The organism is Oscillibacter sp. UBA6647 (assembly GCA_002455655.1).
In the GTDB taxonomy this organism is placed as follows: Bacteria; Bacillota; Clostridia; order Oscillospirales; family Oscillospiraceae; genus Oscillibacter.
Genome location: DKLF01000038.1, coordinates 1 through 12,242, shown reverse-complemented (window position 1 = coordinate 12,242; position 12,242 = coordinate 1). Strand labels below are relative to the sequence as shown.

Sequence of the window (12,242 nt, the reverse complement as noted above, 5' to 3'; positions counted from 1 at the left end):
GGGGAACTGATGTAAATATCCGCTTTTGGAACATTATACAGGATTTATTCCGGTTTGTCATCCTGTGTTTCCGGCGCAGGCGCTTCCTTTTTGGGCTGCGTCTTCCGCTTGCGACGCACCAAAAGCGCTCCAACCAGAACAAGGACCACCAGCGCCACCCACACCCATGCATAGGCCAGCATCAGCAGGAAGTTTTGCACGAAGTCCGCAAAGCCCCGCGCTCCCGAGGACAGCGCCCCGATAAGACGGCTGAAAAAGCCGGTGGCGGGCTGCTCCACGTTGGAGAGCTGATATACCTCGTTCAAAGAAAACTGCACCGTGGAGTAGTCCACCTGAGAATCATAGTGCTTCATCTCCCCGGCCAGTGATTCAATCTGGCTTTCCGCCTCGGAAATGGCACTCTCAATGGTGATGATATCCTCCATGTTCTCTGCTTTGGCAAGAAGTTCCTGCAACCGTGCAAGCTTCGTTTTCTGCGTCTCCAGACGCCCAGCGGTGTCATAGTACATCTCGCTCACATCCTCCACGTTGGAGCTGGTGTAGGTCACATGCGCCAGCTCCCCCGCACGGGTGAGGAACGTGCTGAATTTCTCCTTGGGCACCCGGACGGCGTAGCTGCCGTATCGGTAGCCGGAGCCGCCGTAGCTCACGCTGCTGCTCTGGGTCCAGCCGCCAAGCTCCTCTACCAGAGCCGACAGATTCTTGACCGTGTCATCAAAGGTGGTGGTTTCCAGATTCAGATCGGCGGTGTAAATCAACTTACTCCCGTCGCCGCTGTCCTTCTCCGCCCTGAGCTGGCTTTCCGCTTTTCCGCTTTCCTCATAGGCCGCAAAGCCGTTCATGTCCATCGCCGCTCCGGTATCGCCTCTGGCCTCCTCTGTCATCGCAGAGGGAGCGGCCATGCTGTCCGTTTTCTCGCCAAAGGATGCCGCGCCGCCGGACGACGCGCCGCAGCCCGCCGCCAGCACCGTCAGGCACAGGGCCGCCAAAAGCATCGCAAGCTTTCTTTTCATCGTTTTATCCTCCTTGTCGTTCGCCCATCCGCTTCCAACTGATGTGCATTTGCCTCTTTAGACGCAGGCGCATGGAAAAAGTTACACAATTTGTTGCGTTTTTTTTCGGATGGCGTTAAAATGGCGGCAGTACGCGCGCAAACACCGCGCAGCATGGGAGGAATCGCTCTATGACATATCAGGAAGTATTGGAAAGCGCCCGCACCCGCGTCGGTCCCCATTGTAAGGCCTGTCCGGTCTGCAACGGCGTGGTCTGCAAAAACACCGTCCCCGGCCCCGGAGCCAAGGGCATCGGCACCGGCTTCATCCGCAACTATCAGAAGTGGCAGGAGCTGTGCGTCAATATGGACACCATCTGCGAAAACAAGCCCGCGGATACCACATTCAAGGTCTTCGGCCAGACCTTTGACCTGCCTGTGTTCGCCGCGCCCATCGGGGCCATGACACTGCATTATGGCGATCAGTATGACGACCTGACCTACAATGACCTTCTTATCTCCGCCTGTGCGTCGGCGGGTATCGCCGCCTTCACCGGCGACGGCACCAATCCCGCTGTGGTGGAGGGGGCGGCAAAGGCCATTGCCGCCAGCGGCGGACATGGCGTTCCCACCGTGAAGCCCTGGAATCTGGAGCTGATCAGGGAGAAAATGGAGATGGTGAACACGGGCAACCCCTTTGCCGTGGCCATGGACATCGACGCGGCAGGCCTGCCCTTCCTGAAAAATATGCAGCCCCCCGCCGGAAGCAAAACTGTGGAGGAGCTGCGGAAAATCGCCGCGCTTGCTAAAAAGCCCTTTATCCTCAAGGGCATCATGACCGTGGAAGGCGCGAAAAAGGCCCTGAAGGCCGGGGCCGCCGGCATCGTGGTGTCCAACCACGGCGGCCGCGTGCTGGACAACTGCCCAGCCACGGCGGAGGTTCTGCCCGCCATTGCCGATGCAGTGGACGGCAAGCTGACCGTCTTTGTGGATGGCGGCATCCGCACCGGGATGGACGTGTTTAAGGCGCTGGCTCTGGGCGCGGACGCGGTGCTCATCGGCCGTCCCTTCGTCACCATGGTGTACGGCGGCGGGACCGAGGGCGTTTCCATCTACGTGGAGAAGCTGAAAGCCGAGCTGGCGGACACCATGACCATGTGCGGAGCCCACAGCCTTGCCGACATTCGGCGGGACATGGTGATGACTCCCCGTGATTTGGAACGGCTCTGATTCTTGCAGCAAAAGGCGGCCCCGGACTCATCCGGGGCCGCCTTTTATTCAAGATATCTGTTTTACACAGACACTCCTGCTTCTTTTGCGGTAAAGAATACCTCGTACAGATTGCCGGTTTCGCCGGTGTCAAATTCCTCCAGATAGACAACGGAAAAATCGTCAAAATCCGCCGGAACCTCAAAAATCAAAAGGCCGGTCCGCTCTTCATCCACTGCCAAATCATACTCGGATTCCATCTGCTCCTCGCTCACCATGGTTTCAACGGGATTTGAAAATGCGTTATCCTGATCGTCCTTGTCATTCCACTGTGCCTGAAAATCGGTGTCAAACATGGGAATGGTCTCGTTAAACGTGTTCTTGATTGTCAGTTCCGACACCAGCAGCTTATGGTCCGCCTCAGGGGTATATCCCTCATATGTATCACAAATGTAGACGTTGTTGACCGTGAAGTCAAAAAACTCACTGTGCATCACATCTCCGATGCGGCCCTCTTCATACTCCTCGCTGCTGCTTCCGCCGCAGGCGGACAGCACCAACATCATGGCCAATGCCGCCACCGAAACCCACTTTTTGTTTCTCAATTTCATTTTCAATACCTCTTTTCTCTTTTTTCTCTATATCTCATCGCCCAGCCGCGCCAAACTCGCACCGGCAGGAGAAGCACAGCGTCTCTCCCAGTCGACCCTCCACGGTATAGGCGTTTTCCTCTCGAAAACCGAACAGCGCAATCGTCTCCCCCAGCACGGCCTCCTTGCTGTAATTCACGTACAGCTCCCGCAGGGGAGCAGACTGCAAATCATCCGGCAACGCATCCCACACGATGTCTCCGTAATTTCCGCTGAACACATGGCCGTTGCCGTCCAGATCGGACCAGCGGACGGGGCGCGGTCCCAGATCCTCCAGATTGTCCTTGGGCAGAAAAATTTTGCGGCATTCAGGGCTGTTGATTTCCTTTGGACAAACATGCACAGACTTCGCCTTGAAATCGGAGGGCCGAAGAATTTTCCGCTCCGTCGGATCAATGAGAATCCACTCGCTGCGGGCGCTCACAGCGACGGCGCCGCTCTCATCCGTCAGCTCGTAGACCCGGCGCAGGTGGGCTCCCCGGATGCCGTCCTCCCATGTGGAGATGGTGAGCATCTCACGGTTCACGGGCCGCCGGTGAATCCGCAGCGCCACCCGGGATAGTAAAAACACCTGCCCCAACTCGTAAAGCTTTTGATGGGTCAGCCCCCTGGCGTCATAGTCAAAGCCCGCAGCCCCCGCCACAAGGCTCAAGAGCTTTGCCGGGCGCACATATTTGTCTTTGTCGCAGTCGGCAAAGGACAGCTCCACCTCCCGGGCGTAGCCATCCTCCGTCAGCCATTGCCGAAATGCTTTCAAGTCCATCTCGCTCCTTTTTACCGTCCGCCCGCAGCGGGCGCTTCATCCTCGGGATGTTCCGTTTCTTTCAGAGGGACCTTTCCCTCTGCACCGGTGCGTTTCTCCGGCAAAGGGGCCGCTGCCTCAGCGGAGGACTGCTCCCGCGCCTGGGCCAGATAATCCCGGTGAGCCTCCTTCGGACTGGGAACAAAACTCTGTGCTGCCGTCCGCCTTTCGCCCTGACTTTTCACATAGAAGAAACCGGTAATGGAAAATACCGTCGCGCCGATAAAATTCACTATCAAATCCTTCATGGTGTCGATCAGTCCGATGTCCAGATACCCGCCAAGGCCCAGGTCTTCTCCATTCACCGTCACCTCGGTGATATCCGGAATCACCACCACTTTGTTGCTGCGGCTTGCGTCCAGCGCCACGGTTTTAATTGCGTGGATAATTGTATCCTTCTGCATGTCGGTTCCCAGAAAATAGTCGCAGCCAAACTCGAAAAACTCCCACAATACGCCGATGGTCATGGAAAAGCAAAACGCCATCAACGCCATAAATGCCGGCGAGAGGTCAAAGGTGAGCCGGGGGTTGTCGTTCAGCAGCACCACCATGGAAAAGCCCACCGCGGCAGCAAGAAAACCGTTAAGCGTGTGCAAAATAGTGTCCCAGAAGGGAATCACAATGTAAAACGCGTTGACCTCACCCAAAATCTCCGCCGCGAAAATGAAGCACAGCACCGTGATTTCCAGCGGCGGAGGAAGCTCAATCCGCAGCCGCACCTGCACCCAGCTCGGCAAATAGAGCAGCAGCAGCGTCAGTACGCAGAAAAAGGCGCTTTCATAGCTCCCCAGCCAGAGCTGGCGGACCAGAGCCAGTATCACCAGCGCACGCAAAAAATAAAACACGAGGAAGGAACTTTTGTGTTCCCGCAACTCCTTGTTCAGGGCCATTCTGAGATTTCGGCGCTCCGCCCGCCGCCGTTCTTTTTTTGGATTCATAACTCCCCCTCTCTGCATTTCCAAAGCCCCATTTGGCTTTGGGCTTAGAAAATCAGAATACCACAAATTTCTTCTTTTTGCAAGAGTTAGGCGGCTTTGTATCCCCGCAGGATGCCAAAGCCGCCGTTTGTCACGTATTGTCCCGTCCGATAGGCTCCCGGATGATGAGCCGCTTCAACGCCTTGCCGTTGAAGGGAATCAGCGGATACAGGTAGCCCGGTCCCACCACCGCCTTATTGCTGGCCACCAGCCAGAAAATCAGCAGGATTCCGCCTATCAGCCCCCACATATCAAAGATCGCGGAGAGAATTAACAACAGCATCCGCAGCAGCTTCACGGCGTAGCCCAACTCAAAGCTGGGCTGGGAAAACCCGGAGATGGACACCACCGCCATATACACCAGCACCTCCGGCGTAAGCCACCCGGCCTGCACCGCGAAATCTCCGAAAATCAACGCGCCCAGCATAGAGAAGGAGTTGGACAGGGCGCTGGGTGTGTTCAGACAGGCTAGCTTTAAAAGGTCAATCAGAAATTCCACCACCAAAAGCTGCGCCAGCAGCGGCAGGGCGCAGGGCTCCGGCTTTGCCAGAAACACCAGCCAGTCCGGCAGGCGATTGGGCTGGCTGACCAGCAGATACCATGTGGGCGTGATGAACAGACTCAGCAGCATCACCGACATTCTCAGCAGCCGCAGATAGGTTCCCACCAGAGGGGGAAAATAGAAATCGTTGGCTTCCTGCGAAAAGCCAAAAATGGTGGTAGGCAGCAGCATAGCCGCCGGGGTGTTGTCCACCAGCACCACCACGCTTCCCTCCATCACCGTGGCTGCCGCCGTGTCGGGCCGCTCAGTATATCTAATTTTTGGAAACGGGTTGTACCATTGCTTGGGACGGATGGCCTCCGCCAGACTTTCCTGCCCCATGGAGAGGGAATGAACGTCCACCCCGGCCAGTTTTTCCCGAACTTGCTCCAGCACCTTTCGGTCCACCCGGTCCTCCATGTAGCACAGCACCACGTCCGTCCGGCTCCGTCCCCCAACCTTGTGGCTCTCCATGGTCAGTTGAGGGTCCCGGATTCGGCGGCGCAGCAGCGCCATATTGGGCACCACGGCTTCCACAAAGCCGTCGTGGGCCCCCCGCAAAACCTTTCCGTCCGCAGGCTCATCCACGCCCCGGGAGGGATAGCCCTTCGCATCCATCAGCGCCCCGCCGGTAAGTCCCTCCATCAGAAACAGAGTTTTCCCCAGCAGGACGGAGGTGCAGATATCCTTCAAATCCTCCGTTACGTTTGTCTCTGAGAAAGTGATGAACCGGTCTGCAAATTCCTGCATCTTCCTAAGCGTTCCCACCTGCTCGGGGCGCAGCGACAGCCAGAAGGCTCCCATTCGCTCTAAAATCGTGTCCTGTCCATAGCCGTCAATCACCCAGATGCGGGCTTTGCGCCCTCCGATGACAAAGTCCCGCGCCACCATGTCGCAATTGCGCCCCGCACCAAGCAGCTCGTCCAAGCGGCGGACGTTGTCGTCATAACGGGTTGAAAGCAGATCCATACCGCACCTCCCTTTTGGGGTCTAGTATGGATTTTGGGAAGAGAAGTTATGTAAAATTCGGGAAAATTCAAAACGCAGGATCTTTGTCTCTTTCCTTTTGCTCCTCGCTTTATGAATGTGTACCCAACAGAAAGAAAAATTCAAGAGGCTGAGGAATCGCATTCCTCAGCCTCGTTCTTTACATTGCCCGGAGGCGATGAACTACTCTTTCAAAAAATCCCGCCAGCGGGCTTTTTAATCCCTTTAAAAATTCAGCCGCAGGAAATTTTAAAAGCTCATACCTTTTTCTCGAAATAGTAATATGTCTCATCCTCACCTGCGGGCCGCATACAGGAGGCAAGCATCTTTCGGGACGCTTCGTTTTCCTTAAAGCACTTGGCCACCACCCGCGTCAAGTGAACGCCGTACAGTCCCCACTCGGCAGCGGCGTTAAATGCCTCCGTCCCGTAGCCATGTCCGCCGTACTCTTTGGCAATGCGGCAGCCAAGCTCCGCGTCGCCCCGATAGTCAAAGTGGTAAAGCACCGCTTCACCGATCAGCTTTCCCTCCAGCCGGATGGCAAAATTCACTGCCGCGCAGTTGCGGTGATCTCTTTTGGCCACCTCGTAAAAGCTACGCTCCTCCACCGGGCCGCCAAGGCCCGCCACGTCGTCATAGCCCCACCACCGGTTCCGCTCTTCGTCCAGCACCAGGGCGTTGTAAGCGGGAATGTCCTCCTCCGTCAGCTCGGAAAGTGTCAGCCGCTCTGTGGTCAACACCGGCAGAGTCTTTACATGGCACAGCAGCTCGTTTTGAGGGGCAAAATGATACTTGGGCGCCAAATGATCCGGCCCGTATTGCAGCTTCGAGGTCCGCAGCCCCCTGTCCGCGGCGTCGTCCTCCCTGTTGAGCCAGACGGCGTCCCCGGCAAAGTGCCGGGCAAAGGCCTGCACCATGGCGGGATAGACCCCCGCGTAGGAATACAGGGCCTTTTCAATGTGGATAATCAGGGTGTCGCCGCACCGCTCCGCCAGCGCCAGAGAGAGAAGCTTTTCCCCGCTCATCATTCCCCCGCAGAAGAACCACGGCTTATCCAACTGTCCTACCGTACGCTTTGCCAGTTCTAATTCCGTCGCCGCTCTGGGGTCGTCCGCCTTGGCAAACTCCTGCCCGTAATCCTCCCAAAACCGGTTTACAAGCGGCATATCCTCCGCGGTCAGAGGCTTAAATTCCGCGTCGGGGCAGGCGGCGTAAAACTTTTTGATGTGGTTACGCTGCCCGGAATACCGCCGTCCGGCAAAGTTTTGCAAATCCTCCGCCTTGTACAGATAGTCCTGCCAGGTGCGCACGTTGCGCACACCCACATAGGGATAGCGCTGCAAAAGATGGGGCGCTTTCACTGCCGGAACCACGGAAATCACCGGGGGAACTCCCTTCTCCATGCACCAGTCCTCAATGGCGGACAGGGCCGCGTCCTCGTCCCCCTCCGGGCCGGGAACGGGATAGTCAAACAGAAATTCCCCCTCCAGCTCGTTGCGGATGATGAGACATCCCGCCGCCTCCGCAAAGGCGGGGTGAAGCCGCTCCCCCCACATCAGCTTTGTTCCCGCGGAGTATTCACAAAGCCCGTAATTGCATGTCTCGTAATATCCGCGCAGCAATGCTCCATGCTCGGCGGCTATCGGCGTAAACTCAAGCATACTTCCTCAATCCTTTCCCGGGTTCTCCGTCGGCGGTCATCCGCCCCGCAAACCCTGTTTGTCTGCCAGTTTTGTTTTTTTTGTTAATTTTGTCACACATATTCAAAAAAATTTTGTACACTTTTCACTTATTTCTCTTGACTTCACACTTTGTTAATAGTATATTCTTACCACGAATCCATTTAAGAAAGAGGGGTTATTTGTGGAAAATGAGAGGGGCAGTTGGGGAAGCAACATTGGCTTCCTGCTGGCGGCAATCGGCTCGGCCGTCGGCCTTGGCAACATTTGGGGCTTTCCATACAAGATGGGCAAGTCAGGAGGCTTTACCTTCCTGATCGTCTATCTGCTGCTGGCGGCTTTCGTGGGCTTCACCATTATGATGGGGGAGCTGGCACTGGGCCGCAAAACCGGGACCGGACCAATCGGGGCCTATCACGCGGTATCCAAGCGATTCAAGTGGATCGGCTGGCTGGCAGTCTTTTCTCCGTTCATTATTATGAGCTTTTATTCCGTGCTGGGCGGCTACTGCATTGAGTACATGTCCCTGAATCTGAGCAATCTTGCCTTCCAGAACCCGGCCATTTCCGGCGGCGACCTGTTTCACTCCATGCTGACGAATCCCTTGGGCTCGGTTGTTTACACCATACTGTTTTTAATTATCTGCTATCTCATCAACCGCGGCGGCATTTCCGGCGGCATTGAGAAATTCAACAACGTCGGTATGCCCGCTCTGTTTGTGATGCTGGTCATCATCATCATCAAGAGCCTGTCCTTGCCCGGCTCCATCGAGGGTCTGAAATTCATGTTTGTCCCGGGCTACGCAGTGTCAGGCGGCTTCATCGAAGCCGCTCCCAATATCAGTACCGTATTGGCCACTGCGGGCGGGCAGATGTTCTTCTCCCTGTCTCTGGCCATGGGCGCCATGATTACTTACGGCTCCTATCTTGACAAAAAGGAAAATCTGGTAAAAAACTCCGCCATTATCGTCATCGCTGACACAACCATTGCCATCATGGCGGGCATCGCCGTTATCCCCGCCGCCGTGGCCTATGGCATCCAGCAGGGCATCCCCGTGGGCGAAATCGCCCTTGGCGGCCCCAGCCTTCTGTTCGTCACACTGCAAAACGTGTTCAACAGCATGGGTGGCGTGGGCGCCTTGTTCGGCGTCATCTTCTATATGCTGGTTCTGATTGCGGCCATCACTTCCGCCATCTCCCTGATCGAGGTCATCAGTACGTTCTTCCTGGACCATGCGGCCCAGAAGGGCAGAAAAGCCAGCCGCCCCAAAGTAGTCCTGCTGGTTTGTCTTGCCATTCTGGCGGAAGCCAGCCTGGTGGCAGTGGACGGTCTGGGCTCCAACGGCGTATGGGTTCCCGGCCAGGCCGCGTTTGGCATCTCCGGCTGGAACGACTGCTGGCTGGACTTCATGGATATGCTCTCCGAGGGCATTGCCATGCCGCTGGGCGCGATGCTGATGAGCATTATGATCGGCTGGGAAATTCGTCCCAAGTCCATGCTGGACGAAATTCACTCCGGCGCCGGCAGTGGAATGGACAGTTTCTTCTCAGTGTGCATGAAGTTAATCGCTCCACTGGGCATGGTTCTGATTCTCTCCGGCCAGATTTCCGACTTCTTTGGAAAAGGCGCCCGGATTGCCGGCTATATCATCGGCATCGTGATCTACGTAATCGGCGTGGCCGTGGCCGTTACCTCCCCGATGCGCAAAGCGGCGCACAAATAATGCTCACGTTTTCTTTCCTCACCCCGGGGAGCGCTATACTGCGCTTCCCGGGGTTTGTGCACATATGACTTCATTAGAATATCAAGCTTTTCTAAACTGTTCAAATGGCATTTACAACACTCTGAAAATTTTCCCGCTTTGTTGCCCCATATCCACGCTGCCTTTTCAGCAGCGCTTGCCCATCCGGCGTTCATTTTGCGGCGGTTTTCACCGGCGCGGCTGAAAATCCCGGGGACTTGCGTGAAACGTGGCACGAAAAGCCCGCAAAAACGCGGAATAGTCTCCAAACCCTGCAAGAGCCGCCGCCCGCATCACAGGCGTTCCCTCCCGCAGCAGTTCTCCCGCCAGCAGCAGGCGCTTCTGGCTGATATACTGGTGCACGGTATAGCCCGTGACCTCCTTAAAGCGGTGCATCAGGTAATACCGGCTGAGAAAAAACCGCTCCGCCAGAACCTCCACCGTCAGGGGGCCATCCAAATTTCCGGTGATATAGTGCAAAATCTCTTCGATTTTCGGGTCGGAACGATAGGCATCCTTCTCCCTCTCTGCCGTTTTGTCCCGCAGACTGTCCCGGTTCACGTCAATCAAAAGCTGCTGGCAGCAGGCGTCGGCCATCCGGCCGCAGCCGTACTCCCGGGACCGAAGCGCTTCCTCCAGCTCCTGAAACCGGCGCAGATAAAAGGGGCGGCGCTCTCCGTCCGTCCGCAGGAGGTGAAACCCCCGGCGGCAGGCCAGATCAAAGCAGGCGGCCAATGGCTCTTCCGGGTCGCTCCGTTTGTCCATCCACTCCCGCCCCAGCCACAGCACCATCCGCTCATAAGGCTCTCCCGTGTCAATCAGCGCACGGTGAATCTGGTTGCGCGGCACCAGCAGCAAATCCCACGGCTGGAGGAAGTAGGTCACGCCCTCCACCATATAGGTCACTCTGCCGCCCAAAAGGAGAATGAGCTTGTCAAATTCGTGATAGTGATACTCCAGCGTCCTCGTGCTGGTATCCTTCAGGCGAAACAGGCGAAAATCCTCCAGCAGATAGCCCCGCTTGTCGCCCTCCAGTCCCTCCGACATCTCCCGCACCCCCTCCGATTTTATGGACTGTCCTTTTTATTTTACAGCACTTTTTGCACAGATACAACCGTCATTTTACCAAAAGTCTGCAATTTTATGCGGAACTTTTTTCGCGGTTCCCAGTCAATCCCCGTTGAAACCGTCGGCTTATTCTGCTATACTATATTAGTTAAAACAAAAAACGGGGGGATTCATCATGAGCCGCGCGGACGAGCTGTTTATTCAAAACTGCCGGGATATCCTGAATACCGGCGTGTGGGACAGGGACCGGGAGGTCCGACCCCGCTGGGAGGACGGAACCCCCGCCCACACTGTCAAGAAGTTTGGAATTGTAAACCGGTATGACCTTGCCGCCGAGTTTCCGATTCTGACTCTGCGGCGAACCTACTGGAAAACCGCAATTGACGAGCTTTTGTGGATTTGGCAGAAAAAGTCTAACAACATTCACGATTTAAACGCCAAAATCTGGGACCAGTGGGCGGATGAAACCGGCTCCATCGGCAAGGCATACGGCTATCAGCTTGGCGTGAAGCACCAATACCCCGAGGGTGAGTTCGATCAGGTGGACCGGGTGCTGTACGATCTGAAGCACAACCCCGCCAGCCGCCGGATTCTCACCAACATCTACAATTTTCAGGATCTCCACGAGATGCACCTCTATCCCTGCGCCTACTCCATGACCTTCAACGTCTCGGGAAATACCCTCAACGCCATTCTGAATCAGCGCAGTCAGGATATGCTGGCCGCCAACAACTGGAACGTGGTGCAGTACGCCGTGCTGACGCATATGCTGGCTCAGGTTTCGGGCCTGCGGGCCGGAGAACTGGTCCACGTCATTGCCGACGCGCATATCTACGACCGACATGTCCCCATTGTGGAAGAAATTCTCGCGCAGACCCCCGCCGCCGCCCCGCGGTTTTCCGTGGACCCGTCGGTGACGGATTTTTACCTGTTCACAAGGGACAGCTTCCAACTGGAGGGCTATACCCCCGCTCCGCTGGAGGCCAAAATTCCCATTGCCATATAAAGAGGGAGGCTTTTTTTATGAACGCGATTTTATCCGTAGCACAGGATTGGGGAATCGGCAAGGACAATCAGTTGCTGTTTTATCTCAAGGAGGATATGAAGCGCTTCCGCGCACTCACCTCCGGAGGAACCGTCATTATGGGCCGCAGAACACTGGAAACCCTGCCCGGCGGAAATCCCCTGCCCAACCGGCGCAATATTGTCATCACGCATGACAAGGAGTTCACCCGGGAGGGCGCGGAAATCGTCCACAGCGTGGAGGCCGCGGTGAATCTGGTGGACATGAGCGCGGACGACGTGTGGGTCATGGGGGGCGGCAGCATTTATGCGGCCATGCTCTCCCGCTGCAAAATGGTTTACCTGACCCGGGTGGAGGCCGTGATTCCCGGAACGGATACTTTTTTCCCCAATCTGGATAAGCTGGCCGCGTGGAAAGTCGCCTCCCAGTCGGAGCCGATTGAGGAAGACGGCCTTACGTATCGGTACGTGGAATACCTCAATTTGAACCTGTAAGCCCTTTGGGGAAGCCTGCGGTAAAGCACCCCGACGGAAATTGGTTCTACACAAGGCGGACCTCTAAAGAGGTCCGCCT

The 12,242-nt window shown here is 56.3% G+C and carries 11 protein-coding genes; 4 read left to right on the top strand and 7 right to left on the bottom strand.

Annotation, left to right across the window (positions count from 1 at the left end; all coding sequences use genetic code 11):
• Positions 1 to 44: 44 nt before the first annotated feature.
• The gene (locus tag B2W96_RS03285) at positions 45 to 1,013 is read right to left on the bottom strand and encodes a DUF4349 domain-containing protein (protein ID WP_293008521.1); all 969 of its coding nucleotides are present in this window, start codon (positions 1,011 to 1,013) and stop codon (positions 45 to 47) included.
• Between the two features lie 170 nt (positions 1,014 to 1,183).
• Here B2W96_RS03285 and B2W96_RS03280 point away from each other — a divergent pair, with 170 nt between their 5' ends.
• Positions 1,184 to 2,221 carry an alpha-hydroxy-acid oxidizing protein gene (locus tag B2W96_RS03280; RefSeq protein ID WP_293008519.1) on the top strand — a complete coding sequence of 346 codons (1,038 nt, stop codon included), beginning with the start codon at positions 1,184 to 1,186 and terminating at the stop codon, positions 2,219 to 2,221.
• A 62-nt stretch (positions 2,222 to 2,283) separates the two neighbouring features.
• On the opposite strand, the gene B2W96_RS03275 is transcribed toward B2W96_RS03280, so the two are convergent.
• The 5 genes from B2W96_RS03275 to B2W96_RS03255 all read right to left on the bottom strand — a co-directional run bounded on the left by B2W96_RS03275 (position 2,284) and on the right by B2W96_RS03255 (position 7,818).
• Entirely contained in the window at positions 2,284 to 2,811 is a 528-nt protein-coding gene (locus B2W96_RS03275; RefSeq protein ID WP_293008517.1) for a DUF4352 domain-containing protein, read from the bottom strand.
• 34 nt (positions 2,812 to 2,845) lie between these two features.
• Positions 2,846 to 3,607, bottom strand: a complete 762-nt coding sequence (locus B2W96_RS03270; protein ID WP_397355045.1) for an acyl-[acyl-carrier-protein] thioesterase — start codon at positions 3,605 to 3,607, stop codon at positions 2,846 to 2,848.
• A gap of 17 nt (positions 3,608 to 3,624) precedes the next feature.
• Positions 3,625 to 4,590 (bottom strand): hypothetical protein, encoded by a 966-nt coding sequence (locus B2W96_RS03265; RefSeq protein WP_293008513.1) that lies wholly within the window; start codon positions 4,588 to 4,590, stop codon positions 3,625 to 3,627.
• A gap of 130 nt (positions 4,591 to 4,720) precedes the next feature.
• Positions 4,721 to 6,139 carry a spore germination protein gene (locus B2W96_RS03260; RefSeq protein ID WP_293008511.1) on the bottom strand — a complete coding sequence of 473 codons (1,419 nt, stop codon included), beginning with the start codon at positions 6,137 to 6,139 and terminating at the stop codon, positions 4,721 to 4,723.
• A gap of 275 nt (positions 6,140 to 6,414) precedes the next feature.
• Entirely contained in the window at positions 6,415 to 7,818 is a 1,404-nt protein-coding gene (locus B2W96_RS03255) for a GNAT family N-acetyltransferase (RefSeq protein ID WP_293008509.1), read from the bottom strand.
• A 202-nt stretch (positions 7,819 to 8,020) separates the two neighbouring features.
• On the opposite strand from B2W96_RS03255, the gene B2W96_RS03250 reads away from it, so the two are divergent.
• Positions 8,021 to 9,559, top strand: a complete 1,539-nt coding sequence (locus B2W96_RS03250; RefSeq protein WP_293008507.1) for a sodium-dependent transporter — start codon at positions 8,021 to 8,023, stop codon at positions 9,557 to 9,559.
• Positions 9,560 to 9,766: 207 nt separating this feature from the next.
• Here B2W96_RS03250 and B2W96_RS03245 read toward each other — a convergent pair whose 3' ends face one another.
• Positions 9,767 to 10,624 (bottom strand): helix-turn-helix domain-containing protein, encoded by an 858-nt coding sequence (locus tag B2W96_RS03245; protein WP_293008505.1) that lies wholly within the window; start codon positions 10,622 to 10,624, stop codon positions 9,767 to 9,769.
• A gap of 196 nt (positions 10,625 to 10,820) precedes the next feature.
• On the opposite strand from B2W96_RS03245, the gene thyA reads away from it, so the two are divergent.
• Positions 10,821 to 11,651, top strand: a complete 831-nt coding sequence (gene thyA, locus B2W96_RS03240; protein ID WP_293008503.1) for a thymidylate synthase — start codon at positions 10,821 to 10,823, stop codon at positions 11,649 to 11,651.
• Between the two features lie 17 nt (positions 11,652 to 11,668).
• On the top strand, positions 11,669 to 12,163 hold the full coding sequence (locus tag B2W96_RS03235; protein ID WP_293008501.1) for a dihydrofolate reductase: 495 nt from the start codon (positions 11,669 to 11,671) through the stop codon (positions 12,161 to 12,163).
• Positions 12,164 to 12,242 lie beyond the last annotated feature (79 nt).

Excerpts from the sequence above, each read along its gene's own strand:
- B2W96_RS03285 (WP_293008521.1), bottom strand. The coding sequence starts at position 1,013 with ATGAAAAGAAAGCTTGCGATGCTTTTGGCGGCCCTGTGCCTGACGGTG.
- B2W96_RS03280 (WP_293008519.1), top strand. The coding sequence starts at position 1,184 with ATGACATATCAGGAAGTATTGGAAAGCGCCCGCACCCGCGTCGGTCCC.
- B2W96_RS03275 (WP_293008517.1), bottom strand. The coding sequence starts at position 2,811 with ATGAAATTGAGAAACAAAAAGTGGGTTTCGGTGGCGGCATTGGCCATG.
- B2W96_RS03265 (WP_293008513.1), bottom strand. The coding sequence starts at position 4,590 with ATGAATCCAAAAAAAGAACGGCGGCGGGCGGAGCGCCGAAATCTCAGA.
- B2W96_RS03260 (WP_293008511.1), bottom strand. The coding sequence starts at position 6,139 with ATGGATCTGCTTTCAACCCGTTATGACGACAACGTCCGCCGCTTGGAC.
- B2W96_RS03255 (WP_293008509.1), bottom strand. The coding sequence starts at position 7,818 with ATGCTTGAGTTTACGCCGATAGCCGCCGAGCATGGAGCATTGCTGCGC.
- B2W96_RS03245 (WP_293008505.1), bottom strand. The coding sequence starts at position 10,624 with ATGTCGGAGGGACTGGAGGGCGACAAGCGGGGCTATCTGCTGGAGGAT.
- thyA (WP_293008503.1), top strand. The coding sequence starts at position 10,821 with ATGAGCCGCGCGGACGAGCTGTTTATTCAAAACTGCCGGGATATCCTG.
- B2W96_RS03235 (WP_293008501.1), top strand. The coding sequence starts at position 11,669 with ATGAACGCGATTTTATCCGTAGCACAGGATTGGGGAATCGGCAAGGAC.